The following is a 24,176-nucleotide window of genomic DNA, read 5'->3' on the forward strand; positions in this document are numbered from 1 at the left end:
GCAATCTGTTTTCTTTTAATCGTGATCGAGACCTTTAATGGCTGCTTTTAACGTCGAACGCATTACTCATGTTCACCACTGGAATGACACCCTTTTCAGTTTTAAAACTACACGCGACACTAGCTTACGTTTTAAAAATGGTCAGTTCGTAATGATCGGACTTGAAGTGAATGGCAAACCGTTAATGCGTGCGTATTCGATTGCAAGTGCAAACTACGAAGAAGAGTTAGAATTCTTCTCAATTAAAGTACAAGATGGTCCTTTAACTTCGATTTTGCAAAAAGTACAAGTTGGCGATGAAATTTTAATTTCTAAAAAACCGACAGGTACATTGGTTCATGATGACCTTTTACCGGGTAAAAACTTGTACCTTTTATCTTCTGGTACTGGCCTTGCACCATTCTTATCAATTATTCGTGACCCAGAAACTTACGAACGTTTTGAAAAAGTAATCGTTGTTCATGGTACACGTTATATTTCTGAATTAGCTTATCAAGACCTTATCTTGAACGAATTACCAAACCATGAGTTCTTTGAAGAGTTAGGTATTAAAGACAAACTTGTTTACTACCCTACTGTAACTCGTGAACCTTTCCACACTCAAGGCCGTGTAACAACTGCAATTGAAACTGGTGCTTTATTCGAAAAAGTTGGTTTACCACGATTTAACCGTGAAACTGACCGCGCAATGCTTTGCGGTAGCCCTGCTTTCTTGAAAGATGTTGCTGCGTTACTTGACCAACACGGTTTAGTTGAATCACCTCGTATGGGTGTAATGGGCGACTACGTGATTGAACGTGCTTTCGTAGAAAAATAAGTTTTTCTAATTAAAAAACCGAGGGCTTTACCTCGGTTTTTTTATATCTGTTTTATAGGTTATATCGTACCATCGATACAGGTAACAGCGCTTCCACCCACTAAAATTTTATCTTGATATAAATTTAGTTGAAGCTGTCCGTCACGTCCTAAAACGCGACCTTGTGAAGAAAGCACCTGATCATTTTGTGCGGGCAAAATACCATGGTAACGAATAAAAGACGCTACGCTACCATTACCACTACCACAAACTGGATCTTCATTTATTCCAATTGAAGGAGCAAATGAACGAACTTCTATATGTTTTTGCTCATCATTATTTTCATAAAAACCATAAACCGTCGCTCCACCAACTTTCATTTCTAAATCATGTTGTTTTAAAGCAGCGAAGTCTGGTTGAGTCGCTAAAACAGCTTCGGCATTAACCGCTTGTAATACAACCCAACGCGCCCCAACATCAACCAATGCAGCATTCCATTGAGTGTCAATCTGACATTTTAAAATATCTGCCAATTTTTGAGTATGTGTCGTATCTAATGGCGTAATTTTAGGTTGTGGTAGTTCAAAGGAAATATGATTCAATTCACTTACCGTAAGAGCAACTAAACCTGCACCACATTGCTGTACCAATTTTCCTTCTTTAGCAGTAATTAGACCAGCTTCAAGTAAAGCATGGGCTGTGCCGATTGTAGGATGGCCTGCAAATGGTAATTCATTTTGCGGAGTAAAAATTCGAACCTGATAATCGGCTTGCGAATCTGTGGTAGGCAGTACAAATGTAGTTTCAGAGAGATTGGTCCAATTGGCAATCGCCTGCATTTGCTCAGATGTTAAGGTACTAGCGTCCATAATCACCGCGACAGGATTTCCCTTAAATGCTTGTGAAGTAAAAACATCAACTTGTTTAAATGCTACAACGGACATAGACCCACTCCTACTCATTTTGATATTAAAAATTATGGTTTTAAATCCTCACCATGCTTTTGATCTTACTGAGATATCTTTAATGGTTACAGTATCAGTTTTTATTAAAAATAATAGACACAGTTTTTAAGTTCAGAAATCGATTAAATGGACCAACCTAAAGTCATCACAATATTTGAGATAAATAACAGATCACTATAAAGTGTACCCATTGCTTTGGCTTTTTAATGAATTGATATGTACAAATATAAAAAAGTGAGTGATGACTTAACCCTTCAAATCCATAATGGAAGGCAGCCTATTGGTTCGCGTCTACCATCAATACGAGACTGTGCAAACCATTATCAAGTCAGCATTAACACCGTAAAAGAAGCGTATCGTCAGCTTGAAGATCAAGGTTTGATTTCTGTTCGTCCTCAATCTGGTTACTATGTTTGTCATGCACCTTCAAACTTGCTAGAACTCGAAGAACGTTATGTGAGTGAAGAAAAAGTGCCACTTTCAGGCATTAGCTGCTTCCTCGCTCAAATCGTTAAAAAGCAAATGGACCCAAACTATATTAATTTGGCCCTAGCTTGCCCCTCAGGAGAAAATTTCTACCCAATTGAACGTCTAAAACGCTTAACTGCTCAAGTTTTACGGACACAACCAGATATTTTTAAAAGCTATACTTTACCACCCGGGTCAGTACGACTACGCACACAAATTGCTAGACGAAGCTTGCAACTGGGCATGTTTCTTTCAGCAGATGATATTGTGCTGACTCATGGCACCATGGAGGCTCTAAGTCTCGCGATTATGGCAACAACTCAAGCGGGTGACACCATCGCCCTTGAGATCCCGACTTTTCATAATTTGTACCCGCTCCTGCATAATTTAGGCCGAAAAATTGTAGAAATTCCCACTTCGCCACATACAGGCATGTGTCTAGATACACTTGAAGAACTCTTAAAATCTCAAAGTGTACAAGCCATATTAACGATTCCAACAGGACACAATCCCCTCGGTTTCAGCATGCCTGAAAGCAGCCGCCGTCGCTTGGCAGAGCTAGCCAATCATTTTCAAGTTCCTGTTATTGAAGATGCGATGTATGCCGAATTGCAACTAGCCGAACCTCTCTTACCCAACATTAAGGCATTTGACCAAAATGGATGGGTGTTGGTATGTAGCAGTTATACTAAAACTGTAGCGCCGGACTATCGAATCGGTTGGTTAGAAGCTGGGCGCTTCCGTAATATTGTGCAGCAGCTAAAATTTACAACAACGGTAGCCGAGCCTGCTTTACTCACCGAAACCTTAGGACTTTTCTTGGAAAATGGTGGTTATGACCTGCATTTACGTCAGCTCAAAAAACGCTATCAACAACAAATTGACACTATCAAATCTTATATTTGTCGTTATTTCCCACTTGGTACTCGAGTCAGTCGCCCACAAGCTGGATTTATTTTATGGTTAGAGTTACCCGAATCTATCGACACATTAGAACTGTTTCATCAGGCAATGGATGAAAAAATCTTATGTATGCCGGGAGTTTTATGTTCGGCTGATAAACGTTTTAGTCATTGTTTACGTATAGCAGCTTGTTTTGAGTTGAACCCAAAAATGTTAAATGCTTTGATGCGCTTAGGAGAGCTAGCAAAAAATATGCTACCCGCGCAAAAAGATATAGGCCAAATCCCTACTAATTCAGTAGGTTGAATCAAAAATGCAGAGTTAATAAAATAAAACCATAAATTTTTTATGCCTTTTATTTTATGAATACCGAACTCCTCTCTCCTGCAGGTTCACTCAAAAATATGCGCTATGCATTTGCCTATGGTGCAGATGCCGTATATGCAGGCCAACCACGTTACAGTTTACGTGTGCGTAATAATGCTTTTGATCATGACAACTTAAAAATTGGAATTGATGAAGCTCATGCTTTGGGTAAAAAGTTTTATGTTGTGGTTAATATTCAGCCACATAACAGCAAATTAAAAAACTTTATTCGTGATCTTGAACCGATTGTGGCTATGCAACCAGACGCACTCATTATGTCTGATCCGGGTTTAATTATGATGGTGAGAGAGCATTTTCCTGATGTACAAATTCATCTATCGGTTCAAGCCAACGCCATTAACTGGGCCACTGTTAAATTCTGGAAAGATTACGGTTTAAGCCGAGTCATTTTGTCACGTGAGTTATCTTTAGAAGAGATAGAAGAAATCCAGCAACATGTACCAGATATTGAACTTGAAGTTTTTGTGCATGGCGCACTATGCATGGCCTACTCAGGTCGCTGCTTACTTTCTGGATACATGAACAAACGTGATGCCAACCAAGGTGCTTGTACCAATGCTTGCCGTTGGGACTATAAGCTGCATGAAGCTCAAGAAGATTCAAACGGCGATGTAATTCCAGTCACTCAGCTCAATGAGTCAGAAAAGTCTTGCTGCTCATCAGCACAATCAGAAACAGCCTCGGCTCAAACCCTATTAGTACAACGTAATGATGAAGAAATGTTTGCTGCCGAAGAAGATGAACACGGTACCTATTTTATGAACTCGAAAGATTTACGTGCTGTACAACATGTAGATCGTTTAACCAAAATGGGCATCGCCTCGCTCAAAATTGAAGGCCGTACTAAATCCTATTTTTATTGTGCCCGTACCGCACAAATTTATCGAAAAGCGATTGATGATGCATTAGCAGGAAAACCATTTGACCCAAGCTTAATGTCTCAGCTCGAAGGTTTGGCAAACCGTGGTTATACCGAAGGCTTTTTAAGACGTCATGTGCACAGTGAATATCAAAACTATGCCGATGGCTCATCACATTTTGACTATCAACAATTTTGTGGAGAGGTTTTAGAACGTCAATGCGACTATATTCGCATTGAGGTTAAAAACCGTTTTGTGGTTGGCGACTCACTTGAGCTGATGACACCGCAAGGCAATATTACCTTTAGCTTAACCGAGATGCGCGATTTAAAAGGTAACCCAATTATAGATGCCAAAGGTTCAGGCCATTTCGTTGAGATTCCACTCTCCCAAGATGTTGATATCAGTTATGCACTACTCGTACGCAACTTACCACATGCGAAGGAAAGTATTACTGCATCGACATTAGCTTATTCAGCGAGTTAAAAATGGCACTTTTAATTACAAGTGAATGTATCAATTGTGATATGTGCTTAGCTGAATGCCCGAACATCGCTATTTTTGAAGGGAGCAAAGTTTATGAAATTGATCCACTTCGTTGTACCGAGTGTGTAGGCTTTTACGATGCGCCAACATGTAAGGCGGTTTGTCCAATCGATTGTATAAAACAAGATCCAGCACATATTGAAACCCAAGATCAACTATTAGAGAAATTTAAGGGATTAAATTTGCTCGGCTAATCTATCTTTTAAAAAGTTTATAGAGGATCAAGCTAAAGGCGCTGATCCTCTAAATGACTGCACGGATCAATGATTAAATAAACGAATAAATAGCTGAGACCACTTTGCAAGTGATAAAATCAAATGATCAGTTCAGTTTAATTTACTTGTATTTGTGTACCAAAGAAATTGAACAATCGTTAAAACTGATCTAACCATTTCAATATTTCATATAGATTGATTAAAACTCATTCTGGCGTAGCTCCCCATGTCTTATCTTTATTTAGCAATTGCGATTGCTTGTGAAGTCATTGCAACTTCAGCTTTAAAAGCATCTCAAGGTTTTACTGTTCCAATTCCGTCGATTATTACTGTTGTGGGTTATGCAATTGCTTTCTATTTATTGTCTCTGACGCTAAAAACAATTCCGATCGGAATTGCATATGCTATTTGGTCGGGTGCAGGTATTATTTTAATTTCTGCAATTGGCTGGATATTTTACAAACAGCATTTAGACTTGGCAGCCTGCATTGGTCTTACTTTAATGATCGCAGGCATTATCATTATTAATGTGTTTTCTAAAAATACTCATCTATAAAATATAATTAAAAAACAACCGAGTACGGTGAGAATCTTTTATAAAAAATTTCACCATACTCGGTATGACAGCTTACTTTAAACTGCCCGTTAGAAACTGCTTTAAGCGTTCACTTTTCGGATTATTGAGTACTTCATCAGGATGACCCTGTTCTTCAATCTTCCCTTGATGCAAAAAAATTACTTGATTAGACACATGACGCGCAAAGCCCATTTCATGTGTCACCACAATCATGGTACGTCCTTCTTCAGCCAAACCCTGCATTACTTTTAATACTTCACCCACCAACTCTGGGTCAAGCGCACTGGTTGGCTCATCAAACAACATAACTTCTGGTTCCATAGCCAAAGCACGAGCAATCGCTACACGTTGCTGCTGACCACCAGATAAAAATGCTGGATACTTACTCTCAACGCTTTCAGGCAATCCAACTTTGCGTAGATATTTCCGTGCACACTCTTCTGCTTCAGCACGTTTTACCCCAAGCACATGAATTGGCCCTTCAATGACATTTTCAAGCACTGTCATGTGAGACCATAAATTAAAATGCTGAAATACCATCATCAGCTGGGTACGCATTTTTTGTAGTTGCTTTGGGTCAACCACTTTTAAATTGCCTTTTTTATCAAAGACTGTGCGTAATTTTTCACCATTGAGCTTAATGGTGCCATTGCTCGGTTGTTCTAAAAAGTTGATACAACGCAGCAAGGTACTTTTACCTGAACCGGATGAACCAATAATACTAATTACATCGCCAGCATTTGCGTCAAGTGAGATCCCTTTTAGTACTTCATGATCGCCGAATGTTTTGTGTAAATCACGAATCACTAGTTTTGCAACGTGTTCCATTTATGTCTCCTAATGATTCGATGGCTTTAAAAATGCCAACCAACGTTTTTCCAACTTACGAAATATCCAAATCAAAATAAATGCCAGCATCGCATATAACACCGCAGCAATTCCAAACGCATTAAAAGTGTCATAGGTTGCCGCATTCACATCGCGCGCAATTTTTAAAATATCTGGAACAGTTGCTGTAAATGCAATAGTTGTCGCGTGCAACATTAAAATGACTTCATTACCGTAAAATGGCAAAGCACGGCGCAACATCGACGGAATGATAATACGTGTGTAGAGTTTCCATTTTGACATACCAAAAGCTTGGGCAGCTTCAATCTCACCATGTGGAATAGAACGAATCGCTCCAGCAAAAATTTCAGTCGTATATGCACCAGTATTGAGCGCGAATGCCAAAATGGTGCAATTTATGCCCTCTCGAAAAAATGCATCGAGTGCCTGATGTTCATGCACATAATTAAAGTTGTAAATGCCTGAGTAAATAATCAACAATTGGATGTACAGTGGTGTGCCACGAAAAACGTAGGTAAACAACCAAACTGGACCACGCAACCAAAGATTTTCTGATACTCGTGCAAGAGACAGAGGTACTGCAAGCACAAAACCAATGCCAATAGAAAGCACCAATAACCAAGCAGTCATCGCGACACCGGTCATCTGTAGACCATCGGTCCAAAGGTATGATTGCCAATATTGTTGAAGGATTTCAATCATAATTGTCCCTTCCTCACACCAGCAGAATAACGACGTTCAAGCCACATTAAAATCAGATTCGATATGGTAGTAATTGCCAAATAGATTGCAGCAGCCACGATGCTAAAAAAGAACAGTTGCATGCTACTTCTACCCGCATCTTGCGTAATTTTTACAATGTCAGTCAGGCCAATAATTGAAACCAGTGCGGTTGCCTTAATCAAGACTTGCCAGTTGTTACCAATACCCGGCAATGCAAAACGCATCATTTGAGGGAATAAAACACGTCGAAAAACCTGCCAAGGGGTCATGCCATAGGCCATTGCTGCTTCAATTTGCCCTGTTGGAACCGATTGAAATGCACCACGAAAGGTCTCGGTAAAATATGCACCATAAATGAACGCTAAAGTAATCACACCAGCCACAAATGGGTTGATATCAATTTGGTCCATTTGCAGTGATTCAGTAATTTGGTTTAAACCCAACTGCAAGCTATAAAATAACAGCAGCATAATCACTAAGTCAGGTACACTACGAATGAGTGTGGTATAAGCGGTCGCAATATAACGTAAGGCTTTAATATTAGAGAGTTTTGAACTCGCACCAATTAAGCCAATAATGACAGAAAGCAAAAGTGACAACAGCGCAAGCTGTATAGTCATCCATGTTCCGCTGAGAAGGAGTGGCCCATAGCCAGAAAAAAACATGACTCATCTTCTCCTTAAAAACAATATCTAATATTGATGAGATGAGAATAGATTTAAAAATGTCGGCAATAAGCCGACATTTTTCACATCATTAATAAATGTTAAAGGAGAAATATTTTTTCTCGAGTTTCTTGTATGTACCATCCGCAATGATTGCTGCGAGTGCTTTGTCAATATTCGCTTTCAAATCTGCATCTTCTTTGCGTAAACCAATCGCTGCACCTACACCCAGTGTTTTTGCATCAACTACATTGCTACCAACAAAAGTAAAGTTTTTGCCTTTTGGTTGTTTTAAGAAAGCACCATCAACCATGATTGCATCTTGTAAAGTTGCATCCAAACGACCTGACATCATGTCTTGATAAATCAAATCTTGAGTTGGATAAGGAACAACGCTCACACCTTTTGGCGCCCAATAGGTTTTCGCGTAAGTTTCTTGAATGGTGCCCTGTTGCACACCTACACGCTTACCTTTCAGTGATGCAGCTGTCGGTAATAACGGTGAGCCTTTTTTTGCAACCATACGCGTTGGCGTATTGTAGATTTTACTACTAAACAAAATTTGTTTCGCACGTTCATCAGTGACTGTCATTGATGAAAGAATGCCGTCAAACTTTTTCGCTTTAAGTGCTGGAATCATCCCGTCAAAAGAGTTTTCAACCCAAACACATTTGGCTTTGAGTTTTGCACAAACTGCATTACCCAAATCAACGTCAAAACCAGTTAACTTGCCATCTGGTGTTTTATATTCAAACGGCGCATAAGACGACTCAGTACCAAAACGAATCACCTTCCAATCCTTTGCTTGAACATTCGTCGCAACAGCAGCCAAAACTAAAGTTGTTGAAACGAACATTTTTTTCATAAAGCTTGCCATCTTGAAGCTTCTCCTTAAAATCCAAATAAGGTGATAAAAACTTGAGTATTCAAAATTACTCTTCTGCTGAAAGAATTGCAATTTCTATACCATAAATTAAGGATTTATGAAGATGTCAAAACAGCGGATTGTATTAACTGATTAAATGTTGAAAAATCACTCAAACTTTAAGCTTAATTCTTGAGTGTATAGGCTTCTGCCATATTTTCATTTTCAACTAATGTCCGAATGGTGTATTCATGGTTATTTTCTTTGGCACTGGCAAACTCACATTTCTGATCCCATAACATTGAACAACCACTCAACAATGGACAACCTGCAAATAATTCGGCCACCCAATCAACAAATACGCGAACTTTAGGCGATAAATGACGGTTTTGTAGATATACGACTGATATTGGCATAGGTGCTGGCAACCATTCAGTCAGCACTTCCTTAAGTGAGCCCTCTTCTAGCTGTTTCGCCACCATATAATACGGGCATTGAATCAAACCAAAACCCTGTACAGCCAAATCGATATATGAATCACCATCGTTGACAGAGACACGCCCTTTCACACCAATACTATGAATTTCACCGTTCACCATGAAATCCCAGTCAATATTACGTCCAGTACGACTATTAAAGTAATGCACGACTTGATGTTTTTTTAAGTCATCAATGACTTTGGGTTCGCCATGTTCCGCCAAATAGCGAGGTGCAGCAACCGTCACACATTGAATGGTACCAATACGACGGGCAACCAGACTCGAATCTTTTAGTTCTCCAATACGAATCACGCAGTCCACAGCATCTTGTACCAGATCTACTGGCCGGTCGCTCATGCCAATCACCAATTCAATATCTGGATAACGTGTATGGAAATCACAGAGCATTGGAATTAAGATCATGCGCCCAATCGAAGCTTTAACATCAATGCGGAGTCGCCCGCGTGGACCACGCTCTGCATCATGAAAGGAAGATTCAATATCGGTAACATCCGCTAAAATACGGGCTGTCCGGTCATAATATACGGCGCCATCGGGTGTGAGACTGATTTTACGAGTTGTACGGTTAAGCAAACGAACTTGTAAATGTTTTTCTAAACCCTGAATGGTTGTCGTCACAGAAGCACGCGGTAAACCCAAACTGTCAGCTGCTAAACTGAAACTATTTGTTTCGACAACTTTGTTAAAGACTTTCATGGCATGAAATAGATCCACACGCACACTCCTATCAATGCATTTTTTAATTCAAACACATCAATTGTTATAAAAATACGAATAGTGTTATCGAATTTAATATATTTATTCGTGATTGACAAACTTTTATGCTCCGTCCATTGCATAAACCCTGTTTCTCCCATACGGACCATAACTAAAAGTCTGAAAACAGGTATCCAAATAAGTAGGAGCACCCCATGTCATTATCACGAAAACAGTTCGCACTGTCTGCCGTTCTTGTTGCTCTCTTAGCAACAGGTGGTAGTTTTATATTTTTACATGAAAATGCCGATGCGAAAGCTGCACCAGCCGCAGCTCAACAAGCTGCTACTGTTGATGTAGCACCTGTGGTTAGTAAAACCATTACCGATTGGCAAGAATATTCCGGACGCTTAGAAGCGATTGATCAAGTCGATATCCGGCCTCAAGTTTCTGGCAAACTCATTGCTGTTCATTTTAAAGATGGCAGCCTAGTCAAAAAGGGCGACTTACTTTTTAAGATTGATCCCCGTCCTTTTGAAGCAGAACTCAATCGTGCTCAAGCACAACTCGCGTCAACTGAAGCACAAGTTACATATACAGCATCTAATCTTTCCCGTATTCAACGTCTAATTCAAAGTAATGCTGTCTCTCGTCAAGAGCTGGATCAGGCCGAAAATGAAGCACGCTCAGCAACTGCCAACCTGCAAGCAGCTAGAGCGGCTGTTCAGTCTGCACGCTTAAATCTTGAGTACACTCGCATTACTGCACCAGTCAGTGGCCGAATTTCTCGTGCTGAGGTGACAGTAGGTAATGTCGTTTCTGCTGGGAGTGGAGCACAAGTTTTAACAAGCTTGGTGTCTGTATCTCGCCTCTATGCATCTTTTGATGTTGATGAACAAACTTACCTGAAATACATCAGTAATCAGCGTAATTCCGCACAAGTTCCTGTCTATATGGGGCTTGCAAATGAATCCGGTTTCTCACGTGAAGGTAATATTAATTCTATTGATAACAACCTAAATACTACTTCAGGCACGATTCGTGTTCGCGCGACTTTCGACAATCCAAATGGGGTTTTACTTCCTGGTTTATATGCTCGAATTCGTCTAGGCGGTGGTCAACCTCGTGCAGCCATACTTGTTAGCCCAACTGCGATTGGTGTCGATCAAGATAAACGCTTTGTTGTGGTTGTCGATGCTAAAAATCAAACTGCTTATCGCGAAGTGAAACTCGGCACACAACAAGATGGTTTGCAAATTATTAATAGTGGATTACAAGTTGGTGATCGCATTGTGGTGAATGGTTTACAACGTATTCGACCAGGAGATCCTGTTACTCCCCATCTGGTTCCTATGCCAAACGCACAAATCACAGCTAACACTACTCCCGCTCAACCTCAGCCAACAGATAAAACATCAACTCCGGCAAAAGGTTAATCAGATATGAATATTTCTAAATTTTTTATTGATCGGCCGATCTTTGCTGGTGTGTTATCCGTATTGATGCTGCTCGCGGGTCTACTTTCGGTATTCAAATTACCGATTTCTGAATATCCAGAAGTTGTTCCACCCTCTGTTGTCGTACGTGCTCAATATCCGGGTGCAAACCCAAAAGTGATTGCAGAAACTGTCGCCTCTCCGCTTGAAGAATCGATCAATGGCGTTGAAGACATGCTGTATATGCAATCTCAGGCAAACAGTGATGGTAATTTAACCATTACTGTCAACTTCAAGCTAGGTATTGACCCAGACAAAGCACAACAACTGGTTCAAAACCGCGTGTCTCAGGCCCTGCCTCGCCTGCCTGAAGATGTACAGCGTTTGGGTGTAACCACTTTAAAAAGCTCACCGACTTTAACCATGGTTGTGCATCTGACTTCACCAGATAATCGCTATGACATGACTTATCTACGTAACTATGCAGTATTGAACGTGAAAGATCGTCTGGCACGTTTACAAGGCGTAGGCGAAGTCGGTTTATTTGGTTCTGGTGATTACGCGATGCGTGTATGGCTTGATCCACAAAAAGTAGCTCAGCGGAATCTCACAGCAACTGAAATTGTCAATTCAATCCGTGAACAAAACATTCAGGTTGCAGCAGGTACAATTGGTGCATCGCCAACTAACTCTCCTGTACAACTTTCAGTAAATGCTCAAGGTCGTTTAACGACTGAGCAAGAATTCGCAGATATCATCTTAAAAACTGCCCCAGATGGCGCGGTCACCCGATTGGGTGATGTTGCCCGTGTTGAGCTTGCAGCCTCACAATATGGCTTACGCTCATTACTCGACAACAAACAAGCCGTCGCGATTCCAATTTTCCAAGCACCTGGCGCTAATGCTTTGCAAGTTTCGGATCAAGTGCGTAGCACAATGAAGGAACTTTCAAAAGATTTCCCATCTTCAATTAAATACGACATTGTTTACGATCCAACCCAGTTCGTACGTGCCAGTATTAAAGCTGTAGTTCATACACTGCTTGAAGCAATTGCGCTGGTTGTGGTGGTTGTTATTTTATTCTTACAAACATGGCGAGCTTCCATTATTCCATTGCTTGCAGTACCTGTTTCTATTATTGGTACGTTCGCACTCATGCTCGCTTTTGGTTATTCCATCAATGCACTGTCACTGTTCGGGATGGTACTTGCTATCGGCATTGTGGTCGATGACGCGATTGTCGTCGTCGAAAATGTCGAGAGGAATATTGAAGCTGGTTTAAGTCCAAGAGATGCAACTTATCGCGCCATGCGAGAAGTGAGTGGGCCTATTATTGCGATTGCTCTTACTCTCGTTGCAGTATTTGTACCTCTTGCTTTCATGACAGGTTTAACGGGCCAATTTTATAAACAATTTGCCATGACTATTGCTATTTCAACAGTCATTTCAGCCTTTAACTCGCTCACCCTTTCCCCTGCTTTGGCAGCCATGTTACTGAAAGGACATGATGCTAAACCTGATGTATTAACACGCATAATGAACCGCGTGTTTGGACGGTTCTTTGGACTGTTTAACCGTGTATTTACACGCACCTCAGACCGTTATGGTAAAGGCGTGAGTCGTGTCATCTCTCATAAAGCTTCAGCAATGGGTGTCTATGCTGCTCTGCTAGGCTTAACAGTTGGTATTTCTTATATTGTTCCGGGTGGCTTTGTTCCCGCTCAAGACAAACAATATTTGATTAGCTTTGCTCAATTACCAAACGGCGCATCTTTAGATCGTACCGAATCAGTCATTCGTAAAATGAGTGACACTGCTCTTAAACAACCTGGTGTAGAAAGTGCCGTTGCATTCCCTGGCCTATCAATTAACGGTTTTACCAACAGCTCAAGCGCAGGTATTGTCTTTGTGACCTTAAAGCCATTTGATGAGCGTAAGGCTAAAGACTTATCTGCCAATGCAATTGCAGGTGCCTTAAACCAGAAATATTCAGCCATTCAAGATGCCTATATTGCTGTTTTCCCACCGCCACCAGTGATGGGCTTAGGGACCATGGGCGGCTTTAAACTACAACTTGAAGACAGAGGTGCCTTAGGCTATTCAGCCTTGAACGATGCTGCACAAAACTTTATGAAAGCAGCAAAATCAGCGCCTGAACTTGGTCCAATGTTCTCAAGTTATCAAATTAATGTACCTCAACTGAACGTAGATTTAGACCGTGTAAAAGCTAAGCAGCAAGGTGTGGCTGTCACAGATGTGTTCAACACCATGCAGATTTATTTAGGTTCTCAATACGTAAATGACTTTAACCGCTTTGGACGTGTTTATCAGGTTCGAGCGCAAGCCGATGCTCCTTTCCGTGCTAATCCTGAAGATATTTTGCAGCTTAAAACCCGTAACAGTGCGGGACAAATGGTGCCGTTATCTTCATTAGTTAATGTAACGCAAACCTATGGCCCAGAAATGGTAGTTCGTTATAACGGCTATACCTCAGCAGATATTAACGGTGGCCCTGCACCGGGTTATTCATCTAGCCAAGCAGAAGCTGCGGTTGAACGTATTGCTGCACAGACCTTACCACGTGGTATTAAGTTCGAATGGACAGATTTAACTTACCAAAAAATCTTGGCTGGTAATGCAGGACTCTGGGTATTCCCAATTAGCGTATTACTGGTGTTCTTAGTTTTAGCCGCTCAATATGAAAGTCTAACTTTACCTTTAGCTGTAATTTTAATTGTACCAATGGGGATTTTGGCAGCTCTGACGGGTGTTTGGCTGACAGGCGGAGATAACAACATCTTTACCCAAATTGGTCTGATGGTACTGGTCGGGCTGGCCTGTAAAAACGCCATATTAATTGTCGAATTTGCTCGTGAACTGGAAATGCAAGGAGCAACGGCATTCAAAGCTGCGGTTGAAGCAAGTCGTCTACGTTTGCGCCCAATTTTAATGACTTCTATTGCATTCATTATGGGTGTCATACCACTAGTGACTTCTACAGGTGCGGGTTCTGAAATGCGCCATGCCATGGGTATTGCCGTATTCTTCGGCATGATTGGGGTAACTTTCTTTGGTTTATTCCTAACCCCTGCCTTTTATGTCCTGATTCGTACATTGAATAGCAAACATAAATTACATTCGGCGGCTGTACATGAAGCACCACTAGCCAACCCACATGACCACTAAGGAGGACATTTGATGACAGCATTGAAACAAAAATGGTTATTGTCCTCACTCATGGGGAGCCTGCTTCTTGCAGGCTGCTCTTTGGCTCCCGAATATCAACCAGCCAAGGTTATTGTTCCAGTCAAATTTAAAGAGTCAGACCCTAAACTTGAAGATAGTAACTGGAAAATCGCCCAACCTGCCGATGCACAATCACGTGGCGAATGGTGGCGAGTTTTTAATGATGTGCAGTTAAATGAACTAGAGCAACAAGCTATTGCGGGTAACCAAAACCTCAAAGCTGCTGCTGCCAATATTCAGGCATCTCGTGCACTACGTTCGGCAGCACAGGCCGAACGCCTACCAAGTATTGGTGCAGGTTTTGGCCCAACACGTCAAAAGCCATCCCCTGCTTCATTAGGTTTAGATGACAATGCCCATACGTCTGCGCAAACCTTATGGCGTGCTCAAGCTAATGTGTCGTATGAACTCGATTTATTTGGTCGTATTGCCAGCAGTGTCAATGCAGCAACGGCTGATGTACAGCAACAAGAAGCTTTATATCAGTCGGCACTTTTAGCCTTACAGGCCGATGTTGCACAAGGCTATTTTCTCATTCGACAACTTGATGCTGAGCAAGCAATTTATAATCGTACAATTAAATTGCTAGGTGAGACACGAGATCTGGTACAAACTCGATTTCGCAATGGTTTAGTCAGTGAGTTAGATGTGTTCAGAGCACAAACTGAACTTGCAACAGCACAAACCAATGCATTGAACATTGCCCGTAACAGAGCGAATGCTGAACATGCGCTTGCCGTATTGCTAGGGAAAACACCAGCTGATTTCAATCTAGTCGTTCAACCCTTAGCAACAAACAGCATTCGTCTCCCAGCAGGCTTACCCTCTGCTTTACTTGAGCGCAGACCAGATATTGCAGCGGCTGAACGTGCAATGGCAGCAGATAACGCCCGAATTGGTATTGCACGTGCTGCTTTCTTCCCAAAACTGGATATGACAGGCGCACTGGGTTATGAATCATCAACTTTAGGTGATTTAGGTAAATGGTCGAGCCGTACATTTTTGCTTGGTCCAGTCGCAGGCACCATTTTGTCTTTACCATTATTTGATGGTGGACAACGTAAGGCTGGCGTTGCGCAAGCACGAGCCACCTATGAAGAAAGTGTCGCAAACTATCGCCAAACTGTACTAAATGCATTTCGCGAAGTTGAAAATGGTTTATCTGACCAAAGGATTCTTGATCAGCAAATTCAGGCTCAAAATCAAGCACTCTCTTCTTCACGTCATGCAAATCAAATCTCACATTTACGTTATCGCGAAGGTGCGATTAGTTATCTAGATGTCATTGATTCTGATCGTACTATTTTGCAACAAGAGCAACTTTCTGCGCAGCTTAACGGCAGTAGAATCATTGCTAGCGTAGATTTAATTCGTGCATTAGGTGGTGGCTGGCAGGCTGTTTCACATAATTAACCTGATATAAAAAAAGCGCCTTACGGCGCTTTTTTTATATATTCACAAATTAGTGTGCATATACAGGGAATTTTGCACAAACAGCTTCAACTTTCGCTTTTACATCAGCAATAACTTTTTCGTCACCTTTGCTGTCAATCACGTCAGCGATCCAACCAGCAAGTTCACGAACTTCAGCTTCACCAAAACCACGAGTTGTTACTGCTGGAGTACCGATACGGATACCAGAAGTCACAAATGGAGAACGTGGATCATTTGGAACTGAGTTTTTGTTCACAGTAATGTGAGCAGCGCCTAACCAAGCATCTGCTTCTTTACCAGTTACGTCTTGTTTGATTAAAGATAACAAGAACAAGTGGTTGTCTGTACCGCCAGAAACAACATCGTAACCACGTGCAATCAATACTTCAGCCATAGCTTGAGCATTTTTCACAACTTGTTGTTGGTAAGCTTTAAAGTCATCAGACATAGCTTCTTTGAAGCAGATTGCTTTAGCAGCAATCGCATGCATCAATGGACCACCTTGGTTACCAGGGAATACAGCTGATTGAAGTTTTTTCTCGATTTCTTCATTCGCTTTTGCAAGGATTAAACCAGAACGTGGACCACGAAGTGTTTTATGAGTCGTAGTTGTTGTTACGTCAGCAATTTGAACTGGGTTTGGATATACACCCGCAGCAACAAGACCTGCAACGTGAGCCATATCAACAAACAAGTAAGCGCCAACTTTGTCCGCGATGTCACGGAAACGTTGCCAATCTACAACACGGCTATAAGCAGAGAAACCAGCAACGATCATACGTGGCTTGTGCTCTAATGCTAAACGTTCAACTTCTTCGTAATCGATCTCACCTGTTTCAGAGTTTAGACCGTATTGAACCGCATTATAAGTTTTACCAGAGAAGCTTACTTTCGCACCGTGAGTCAAGTGACCACCGTGAGCCAAGCTCATACCTAAAACTGTATCGCCTGGGTTAAGAAGCGCTAGATAAACAGCAGAGTTAGCTTGTGAACCAGCATGTGGTTGAACGTTTGCGTAATCAGCACCAAAAAGTTCTTTAGCACGATCAATCGCCATTTGCTCAATGATATCCACATATTCGCAACCGCCATAATAGCGTTTACCTGGATAACCTTCTGCATATTTGTTCGTAAGTTTTGATCCTTGCGCTTCCATCACAGCAGGAGAGCAATAGTTTTCAGATGCAATTAACTCGATATGTGCTTCTTGACGCTCACCTTCAGAAGCAATTGCTTGAGCTAATTCTGGATCAAATTCAGAAATGGAAATATTGGCAAACATTAGCGGGGGTCCTATAAATTAGGGCTTTTAAGCCGTGCTAAGATTGCGACATATTGTAGCATGAACTTTATAATTAAACAGAATCAAGTTAGCTCAGTTTTAAATAAAAATGGCTCAAGTTTTATAAAAAATGAGCCATTGTTTATAAATCAATTAAAAAGCTCTTTTAAAGCTTATATTTTAAACTTCCCATCGTTAATTTTATCTTACAACAAAGTTAAAAAGACTTTAAATATCAATAACTCTATTGACCAGCCAATAAAGTCTGAACATTTCCAACAATGTTATCTACATTACTGCTCATCGCCGTCTCATGGTCCCAGTTACCCGTTACATAACTATTAATTTTTGTGCCTACGACAGTGGCATTAGATATCAAGATATCAGTAGCAACTTTAGGAACCGTTGTATCTGCTTGCCCTTGATAAATGATAATTGGTGTAGATACTTTTGCCTGTAGAGGTTGAGAATCTTTATCTAAGAATGTTTTAACAATTGGCACACCCATAAAGTTGGTTTGTGTACGCGTATAACCATCGAGTGTTCCGCCATGTGTTTCTGCATAGGTTTGCATATTAACAGCAAAAGTTTGCGCTAATGGTCCCGCACAAATCGTTTCTGCCTGCTGTGCAGTACTTGCAGTTTGTGGAGTAAATACCTGCGAATAATCAAAACTTGGCTGTGTATTTCGAATGCCAGCTGTAACTAAAGCAGTATATGTATCAAGCTGTGCATACATCGGAATCTTTTTATCCAAAGTTGCATTAGCAACTGCTTGTTCACCTGCAATTAAAATAAAACTTAGATTAGAAGCAGGTGCTACCGCTACTGTACCTTTATAGTTTAGCTGTGCACGGCTTGCATATTGTGCAGCGCCCAACGCCGCATGCCCACCCTGAGAATGTCCTACAGTTACCCATTTGTTCGAAGTTAATAAATTACGTTGAGATAAATAGTTACGCGTTGCAACTACAGCATCCGTAATTGAAAAGGCCTCACTTTTAACATTTAAGAATGGATGTATGCCTGGTGTGCCTAAGCCTTCATAGTCAGGTGCGACAACAACATAGCCTGCTGCAAGTAACTTACTAATTAAATCTTTTGTACTGTCTTCTAAAGCAGATTTACTTGGCGCACATGCATCTGCAACCCCTGTCGTTCCATGAGCCCAAACTACAATTGGCCAACCGCCAGCTGGTGGCGGTGTAGTTGGTGTAAATACTAGACTGGTTGCCTGTACCTCTTGCCCACTTTGGCCTAACATTTTATAGGTCAAAATACTACTTTCAGCAGCAACACTCCCTAAGTTAGTACTCGTATAAGCATCTACCTTAACAACGGGGTTTTGAATATTATTGGCTGGAGTACCTGATGGATCAGTACTTGGCGAACTGTCATCACTACTTCCTCCTCCACACGCAGTCAACAATAAGCTTGTGCTAAGAACACTCGTCATTAACAATTTAATTTTCATTGATATATCCCTTAAATTCAATTTTTGTTGTGCTTTAGTTTTTAATGAACATTTTAAATGTCTTACAAAGAATTACGCCTAAACTTAATTTTTCGCAAGTTATATTTGATCAAAATTAGCACCAAAATCTTCTACTTTTCAACATAAATTGAATTTCTTGCGCATCAAACCTCTCTTCATGTTTTAAAGTGAATAGCCAACTGTTACCATTCATAGCTACTCGTGATTGTTTAAAGGGCCAAATATGCAAGCCATTATTTTAGATACAGAAACTCATACACTAAATGGTTTACCTATTGAAATTGCATATGCCCCGATTGAACTTAACGAAGGCAAACTTACCTTAGATAAAAGCAAATTGTTTGATCAGCTCTATCAAGTGGGTGCTCCTATTTCTTATGCAGCGATGGCAGTTCACCATATATTGGAGTCAGATTTAGAAAACCAGCCCCACTATAAAACGTTTCAATTACCTGATAGCACAACTTATATTATTGGTCATAACATTGATTACGATATTGCTGCGATCGCTCGTTGCGGTATTGATATATCAAATATTAAACCAATTTGTACTTTAGCTTTAGCACGTAAAGTTTGGGCAGATGCCGAAGCCCACAATATTTCAGCACTCATCTATATGATTTCTCAAGGCAGCAGCAAAGCTCGGGAAATGCTTAAAGGTGCTCACCGTGCCGATGCCGATATTATTTTAACTGCTAATATTTTGATGCATATTGTCTATCATTTAAATATTCAAGATATTGAAGAGCTTTACCGAGTTTCAGAAGAAGCACGTATCCCAACTACTATTAACTTTGGTAAGCATAAAGGCACTCCAATTGCTGAACTTCCAAAAGACTATATTCAATGGCTATTACGCCAAGATGAGCTTGATGCCTATCTTCGAAAAGCATTGGAAAGTGCGTTTTAACAATTTAACCAAATGATATTTATAGATTATTCATCATACTGTCATTTTTAGGACTTATTGTTAACCCCATTTATATTTTATTAAAAACAGTACTGTTCAACTGAGAAAATTGAACAGTCTGGTTTATTTTTTATATTGGGGAAAAGTAATGGCTGGTTTTTATAGAACCAATTTGGGAAGAGTTGCACTTCAACAACGCAATATTGTTTTAAATGCAAAACAAAGGCGTTTGCTACTCTTAATAGACCATGAAGATTTTCAAAACTTAAATGATGAATTTAAAAAACGTATTGCATCACCAGAACTAATTCAACAACTTATAGACTTAAAACTTATTGCCCCAATTTCCTCTGCCGAAGCCTCTACTGATGAAGAAATTACTTTAAAAACATCAACAACAAATAATGTAAAAGTAAAGCAAAAAGAAACTGTTGTTAGCGCTATACTGCAATCCACTCATCTTGTTAGTGAAATCCAGCTTTCTCAAGAAAAAATGCTAGATTCCTCTTGTTCTTCATATTCTCAACCAGCAGCACCTGCTCAGACTCTTTCTTTTGAAGAAATACAGCAGTTAATGATGAACACACTTAGCAATTATTGTGGACTAATGACCAAACCACTTGTTCAAAAAATAGAGAAAACTATAACAATACAAGAGCTTAAATTATGTCAGATGCAATGGATTACCTGTTTACAAGAATCGCGCATTCCCCCACAGGAACTTGCAAGAGCTTTACGTACAATTAACTATTCAATTCAGCTTCTTTAACAAAGTATATAAAATATGAACAACCTGCTGTTTAATTAAGCATTAAATTCACTTGGCATGTATTTCGTGCTTTACCTGCAAGTGTTTTTTTCCTATGATGTGCCCCACGCATGCGCTCGTAGCTCAGTTGGATAGAGTACAGGTTTCCGAAACCTGGGGTCGTGGGTTCGATCCCCGCCGAGCGCGCCAGCTTTTATATAATAATTTCTAAATTTATCTTAATTTTATAAAATTCCGACTATTTTACTTGGTTTATTAATCATTATCGCTCAAAATATACCCCTCTTTCATAATGTGAGAATTTCATGACTGATGCTTTGGTTTTAAGAGATTTGTCCAAAACATATCGTAATGGTTTTCAGGCGTTAAAAGGTATTAACCTCACTGTGCCTGAAGGTGAATTTTATGCGTTGTTAGGCCCAAATGGTGCCGGCAAATCAACAACCATTGGTATTATCAGCTCCCTCACGAAAAAAACCTCAGGAACAGTTGAGATTTTTGGACATAATCTTGACACCCACCCCTCTCTGGCAAAGCAGCAGCTTGGTGTTGTCCCTCAAGAATTTAACTTTGGACAGTTTGAAAAAACATTCGATATTTTAGTCACTCAAGCTGGCTATTACGGTATCCATCAAAAGATAGCAGAAAAACGTGCCGAACATTATTTAGAAAAACTCGGTCTGTGGGAAAAACGCAATATACAAGCACGTATGCTGTCTGGTGGTATGAAGCGCCGTCTGATGATTGCTCGTGCCATGATGCATGAACCGCAACTTCTTATTTTAGATGAACCTACTGCTGGTGTAGATATTGAATTACGCCGTTCTATGTGGGATTTTCTGACCGAAATGAACGAAAGCGGTACTTCTATTATTTTAACGACCCACTATTTAGAAGAAGCAGAAATGTTGTGTCGTCAAATTGCGATTATTGACCGCGGTGTAATTAAAGAAGATACCAGCATGAAGAGCTTCCTTAATCAGCTCAATGAAGAATCATTTATCTTCGATTTAGCCGAACCGATTGGGCCGCTTCAGTTAAACATTATTGGTGTAAAGTTCAACTTAATTGATAGCAATACTTTAGAAGTAACGATGGATAGAGCGCATACATTGAATGACCTATTCCAGCTATTAGAATCTCAAGGTATTCGTGTTCGTAGTATGCGTAATAAATCGAACCGTTTAGAAGAGTTATTTGTCAAAATGGTCGAGAAAAATCTTGAAGGAGAGGCAAAATGAATTTTAGCCAACTGCAAATTGCTCTCTGGACCATAGTTCGTAAAGAAGTACGCCGTTTTCTACGCATTTGGCCACAAACCTTATTACCACCGGCAATTACGATGAGTTTGTACTTTGTCATTTTTGGTAATTTGGTGGGTTCACGCATTGGACAAATGGGTGGCGTGAGCTATATGCAATTTATTGTGCCTGGCTTAATTATGATGGCTGTCATTACGAATAGTTATGCCAACGTGTCTTCAAGTTTCTTTAGTGTAAAATTCCAAAAAAGCATTGAAGAACTCATCATGAGTCCCGTGCCACTACATATTATTCTGTGGGGTTATGTGATTGGTGGTATTTGCCGTGGTGTATTAGTGGGTACAATTGTGACTGCGATGAGCATGTTCTTTACTCACCTTTTTATACACAACTGGTTTGTAACTATATATACAGTCTTAATTACTTCGGTTCTTTTCTCGTTAGGTGGTTTTATTAATGCAGTCTATGCAAAATCATTTGATGATATCTCTATTATTCCAACGTTTGTCCTTACACCTTTAACCTATTTAGGCGGTGTGTTTTATGCCATTAGTGCACTTGGTCCTTTTTGGCAAAAACTTTCTTTAATTAATCCTATTGTTTATATGGTAAATGCTTTCCGTTTCGGCATTTTAGGTCATAGTGACGTGAACGTTACGTTCTCTTTAATCATTGTGACATTATGTTGTGTTGTACTTTATGGAATTGCTTACTATTTACTTGCTCGTGGTTCAGGAATGCGTGAATGAGTGTAGAACAGTCTTTATTGGGTAAAGAAACCCAATATCCAACTAATTATCAACCTGATGTTTTATTTCCAATTGCCCGTGCTCAGTCTCGTGAAAGCTACTCGCATATTGAAGGCATTACGCAAGGTAAAGATTGGTGGCATGTTTTTGAAATATCTTGGTTAAACTCGCACGGTATTCCACAAGTTGCTATTGGCAGAATTACACTGCCCGCTTCTTCACCGAATTTGATTGAATCAAAGTCATTAAAACTTTACTTCAATAGTCTTAACTTCACTCAATTTGACTCTAAACAGTCATTTATTGAAACAGTTGAAAAAGATCTATCAACTGCGGCAGGCGCAAAAGTTGAGCTGACTCTATTTCAGGTTGATGATTTAGATATTTCTAAACCTCAAGGCATTTGCATTGATGACCTTACTCCAGAACGTTTAGAACAACATCCTGATGCGACTCTTTTAAAACAAGATGAGTCTGGTGATGAAATTGAAATTGAACTGTATTCTCATCTTTTGAGAAGTAACTGCCCAGTCACGGGACAACCAGATTGGGGCACGGTTTTCATCCGTTTTAAAGGCAAAAAACCTTGTTATCGTAGTGTTTTAGCTTATATTATCTCGTACCGTCAGCATAACGGCTTTCACGAACAGTGTGTCGAGCAGATCTTTGCCGATATTTGGCAAAATCTAGAGCCTGAGAAGCTGATGGTTTATGCAACTTATACTCGTCGCGGCGGACTTGATATTAACCCTTGCCGAGTATCGGATCTTTCATGGATGCCAAAACCGATTCGATTGGCACGACAATAAAACGAATAATTTGAGGATACACCATGCCGTTTTTTGGTTTTACCCCTTCTGAAGGCTTATTGAACGATATGCAAACTGGAATTGCGAATAAGAATTCTAGTGAACCTTTATATCCACTTCGCGATAAGATCGCTTTACAGCTTAATGAAGAAATTATTAATAATGTCTTAATTCAGTTAGTACAGCATTTTCCTGCAAGTGAAAAACGCGATACTGCCGAAAAACTAGCAGGTTATGTCAAATCAACTGTTGCTGTTCTTTTAAAGCAATTATTAAGCAAAGCACCAAATGATGTCGTTAAACAGTCGGTAGAGTTTTCTGAAAAAAGCTTATTTAAAGACCCACAAGGTCAATATAAAGTAGGCGTAAATTTAGATGCAGGTTTAGTGACTAACCTTAAGCATAACTTTACTGAGCTTGAAGCAGGCAATGACATTAATAAAGCTGCTTTAGCTGAACTATATAAACAGTTTGGCGATGCCATGATCAAACACTTCATGTCTGATTTTAATAAAACATTAGACCTTGGCATGATTAAGCGTAAAGCAGCCGATATTGGTGCAGCAGCTGTAACAAAAGCTGTTCACATTGCAATCGATAAACTGATTCCAAGTTTAAATCGCACCGAACTTAAAGCGATGGCTGAATATCATGATGGTTTATTCTTTAACTAATAAAAAATAGACTATCGGAAACCTAGCGAGAGCTAGGTTTTTTTATTGCAAAATATTGATATACATTGCCATTAACCAAGTTTATGTTAGCATGC

22 protein-coding genes, 1 tRNA gene and 1 pseudogene are annotated in these 24,176 nt (G+C 40.1%); 16 read left to right on the forward strand and 8 right to left on the reverse strand.

Features of this window, described 5'->3' with window-relative positions:
* Nucleotides 1–37 precede the first annotated feature (37 nt).
* Nucleotides 38–817, forward strand: coding sequence for a ferredoxin--NADP reductase (locus I5515_RS02115; RefSeq protein WP_080027497.1), 780 nt, complete (start codon nt 38–40; stop codon nt 815–817).
* A gap of 59 nt (nt 818–876) precedes the next feature.
* Here I5515_RS02115 and I5515_RS02120 read toward each other — a convergent pair whose 3' ends face one another.
* Complete coding sequence (locus I5515_RS02120; protein WP_199964525.1) at nt 877–1,740, reverse strand: PhzF family phenazine biosynthesis protein; 864 nt, start codon at nt 1,738–1,740, stop codon at nt 877–879.
* Nucleotides 1,741–1,971: 231 nt separating this feature from the next.
* Between I5515_RS02120 and I5515_RS02125 the strand changes: the two genes are divergently transcribed.
* From I5515_RS02125 to abeS, 4 genes are all read left to right on the forward strand, one after another.
* Nucleotides 1,972–3,438, forward strand: coding sequence for a PLP-dependent aminotransferase family protein (locus I5515_RS02125; RefSeq protein ID WP_199964855.1), 1,467 nt, complete (start codon nt 1,972–1,974; stop codon nt 3,436–3,438).
* Nucleotides 3,439–3,494: 56 nt separating this feature from the next.
* Nucleotides 3,495–4,865, forward strand: coding sequence for a tRNA 5-hydroxyuridine modification protein YegQ (gene yegQ / locus I5515_RS02130; protein ID WP_199964526.1), 1,371 nt, complete (start codon nt 3,495–3,497; stop codon nt 4,863–4,865).
* 2 nt (nt 4,866–4,867) lie between these two features.
* Entirely contained in the window at nt 4,868–5,119 is a 252-nt protein-coding gene (locus tag I5515_RS02135; protein WP_151743280.1) for a YfhL family 4Fe-4S dicluster ferredoxin, read from the forward strand.
* A gap of 247 nt (nt 5,120–5,366) precedes the next feature.
* Nucleotides 5,367–5,696 carry a multidrug efflux SMR transporter AbeS gene (abeS, locus tag I5515_RS02140; protein WP_003650669.1) on the forward strand — a complete coding sequence of 110 codons (330 nt, stop codon included), beginning with the start codon at nt 5,367–5,369 and terminating at the stop codon, nt 5,694–5,696.
* A gap of 72 nt (nt 5,697–5,768) precedes the next feature.
* Here abeS and I5515_RS02145 read toward each other — a convergent pair whose 3' ends face one another.
* From I5515_RS02145 to I5515_RS02165, 5 genes are all read right to left on the reverse strand, one after another.
* Nucleotides 5,769–6,545 (reverse strand): ABC transporter ATP-binding protein, encoded by a 777-nt coding sequence (locus I5515_RS02145; RefSeq protein WP_199964527.1) that lies wholly within the window; start codon nt 6,543–6,545, stop codon nt 5,769–5,771.
* Nucleotides 6,546–6,554: 9 nt separating this feature from the next.
* Complete coding sequence (locus I5515_RS02150; RefSeq protein ID WP_199964528.1) at nt 6,555–7,268, reverse strand: ABC transporter permease; 714 nt, start codon at nt 7,266–7,268, stop codon at nt 6,555–6,557.
* Nucleotides 7,265–7,954, reverse strand: a complete 690-nt coding sequence (locus I5515_RS02155; RefSeq protein WP_199964529.1) for an ABC transporter permease — start codon at nt 7,952–7,954, stop codon at nt 7,265–7,267. Before I5515_RS02155 ends, I5515_RS02150 begins: the two co-directional genes overlap by 4 nt.
* A gap of 91 nt (nt 7,955–8,045) precedes the next feature.
* A complete protein-coding gene (locus I5515_RS02160; RefSeq protein ID WP_199964530.1) occupies nt 8,046–8,831 on the reverse strand; it encodes an ABC transporter substrate-binding protein in 786 nt (261 codons plus the stop codon).
* Nucleotides 8,832–9,004: 173 nt separating this feature from the next.
* On the reverse strand, nt 9,005–10,033 hold the full coding sequence (locus I5515_RS02165) for a LysR substrate-binding domain-containing protein (RefSeq protein WP_199964531.1): 1,029 nt from the start codon (nt 10,031–10,033) through the stop codon (nt 9,005–9,007).
* 197 nt (nt 10,034–10,230) lie between these two features.
* On the opposite strand from I5515_RS02165, the gene I5515_RS02170 reads away from it, so the two are divergent.
* From I5515_RS02170 to I5515_RS02180, 3 genes are read left to right on the forward strand one after another with little or no spacing between them, the layout of a single operon-like run.
* Nucleotides 10,231–11,451 (forward strand): efflux RND transporter periplasmic adaptor subunit, encoded by a 1,221-nt coding sequence (locus I5515_RS02170; RefSeq protein ID WP_199964532.1) that lies wholly within the window; start codon nt 10,231–10,233, stop codon nt 11,449–11,451.
* Between the two features lie 6 nt (nt 11,452–11,457).
* Nucleotides 11,458–14,637 (forward strand): multidrug efflux RND transporter permease subunit AdeG, encoded by a 3,180-nt coding sequence (gene adeG / locus I5515_RS02175; RefSeq protein ID WP_199964533.1) that lies wholly within the window; start codon nt 11,458–11,460, stop codon nt 14,635–14,637.
* Nucleotides 14,638–14,649: 12 nt separating this feature from the next.
* Complete coding sequence (locus I5515_RS02180) at nt 14,650–16,110, forward strand: efflux transporter outer membrane subunit (RefSeq protein ID WP_199964534.1); 1,461 nt, start codon at nt 14,650–14,652, stop codon at nt 16,108–16,110.
* Between the two features lie 49 nt (nt 16,111–16,159).
* Here I5515_RS02180 and glyA read toward each other — a convergent pair whose 3' ends face one another.
* Entirely contained in the window at nt 16,160–17,413 is a 1,254-nt protein-coding gene (gene glyA / locus I5515_RS02185; protein ID WP_199964535.1) for a serine hydroxymethyltransferase, read from the reverse strand.
* A gap of 60 nt (nt 17,414–17,473) precedes the next feature.
* Between glyA and I5515_RS02190 the strand changes: the two are divergent.
* Nucleotides 17,474–17,634, forward strand: a pseudogene (locus tag I5515_RS02190) (hypothetical protein).
* A gap of 23 nt (nt 17,635–17,657) precedes the next feature.
* Here I5515_RS02190 and I5515_RS02195 read toward each other — a convergent pair.
* Nucleotides 17,658–18,887, reverse strand: a complete 1,230-nt coding sequence (locus tag I5515_RS02195) for an alpha/beta hydrolase (protein ID WP_199964536.1) — start codon at nt 18,885–18,887, stop codon at nt 17,658–17,660.
* 244 nt (nt 18,888–19,131) lie between these two features.
* Here I5515_RS02195 and I5515_RS02200 point away from each other — a divergent pair, with 244 nt between their 5' ends.
* From I5515_RS02200 to I5515_RS02230, 7 genes are all read left to right on the forward strand, one after another.
* Nucleotides 19,132–19,818, forward strand: a complete 687-nt coding sequence (locus I5515_RS02200; protein WP_199964537.1) for a 3'-5' exonuclease — start codon at nt 19,132–19,134, stop codon at nt 19,816–19,818.
* A gap of 148 nt (nt 19,819–19,966) precedes the next feature.
* Nucleotides 19,967–20,587, forward strand: coding sequence for a hypothetical protein (locus I5515_RS02205; RefSeq protein WP_199964538.1), 621 nt, complete (start codon nt 19,967–19,969; stop codon nt 20,585–20,587).
* Between the two features lie 112 nt (nt 20,588–20,699).
* A tRNA-Arg gene (locus I5515_RS02210) sits at nt 20,700–20,776 on the forward strand.
* 116 nt (nt 20,777–20,892) lie between these two features.
* On the forward strand, nt 20,893–21,828 hold the full coding sequence (locus I5515_RS02215; protein ID WP_199964539.1) for an ABC transporter ATP-binding protein: 936 nt from the start codon (nt 20,893–20,895) through the stop codon (nt 21,826–21,828).
* Nucleotides 21,825–22,598, forward strand: a complete 774-nt coding sequence (locus tag I5515_RS02220) for an ABC transporter permease (RefSeq protein WP_199964540.1) — start codon at nt 21,825–21,827, stop codon at nt 22,596–22,598. The genes I5515_RS02215 and I5515_RS02220 overlap by 4 nt, the downstream gene beginning before the upstream one ends.
* Nucleotides 22,595–23,407, forward strand: coding sequence for an NADPH-dependent 7-cyano-7-deazaguanine reductase QueF (gene queF, locus I5515_RS02225; RefSeq protein WP_199964541.1), 813 nt, complete (start codon nt 22,595–22,597; stop codon nt 23,405–23,407). The genes I5515_RS02220 and queF overlap by 4 nt, the downstream gene beginning before the upstream one ends.
* A gap of 23 nt (nt 23,408–23,430) precedes the next feature.
* Complete coding sequence (locus I5515_RS02230) at nt 23,431–24,081, forward strand: hypothetical protein (RefSeq protein WP_199964542.1); 651 nt, start codon at nt 23,431–23,433, stop codon at nt 24,079–24,081.
* Nucleotides 24,082–24,176 lie beyond the last annotated feature (95 nt).

The sequence above is a fragment of the Acinetobacter calcoaceticus genome (assembly GCF_016508255.1).
GTDB lineage: Bacteria > Pseudomonadota > Gammaproteobacteria > Pseudomonadales > Moraxellaceae > Acinetobacter > Acinetobacter calcoaceticus_E.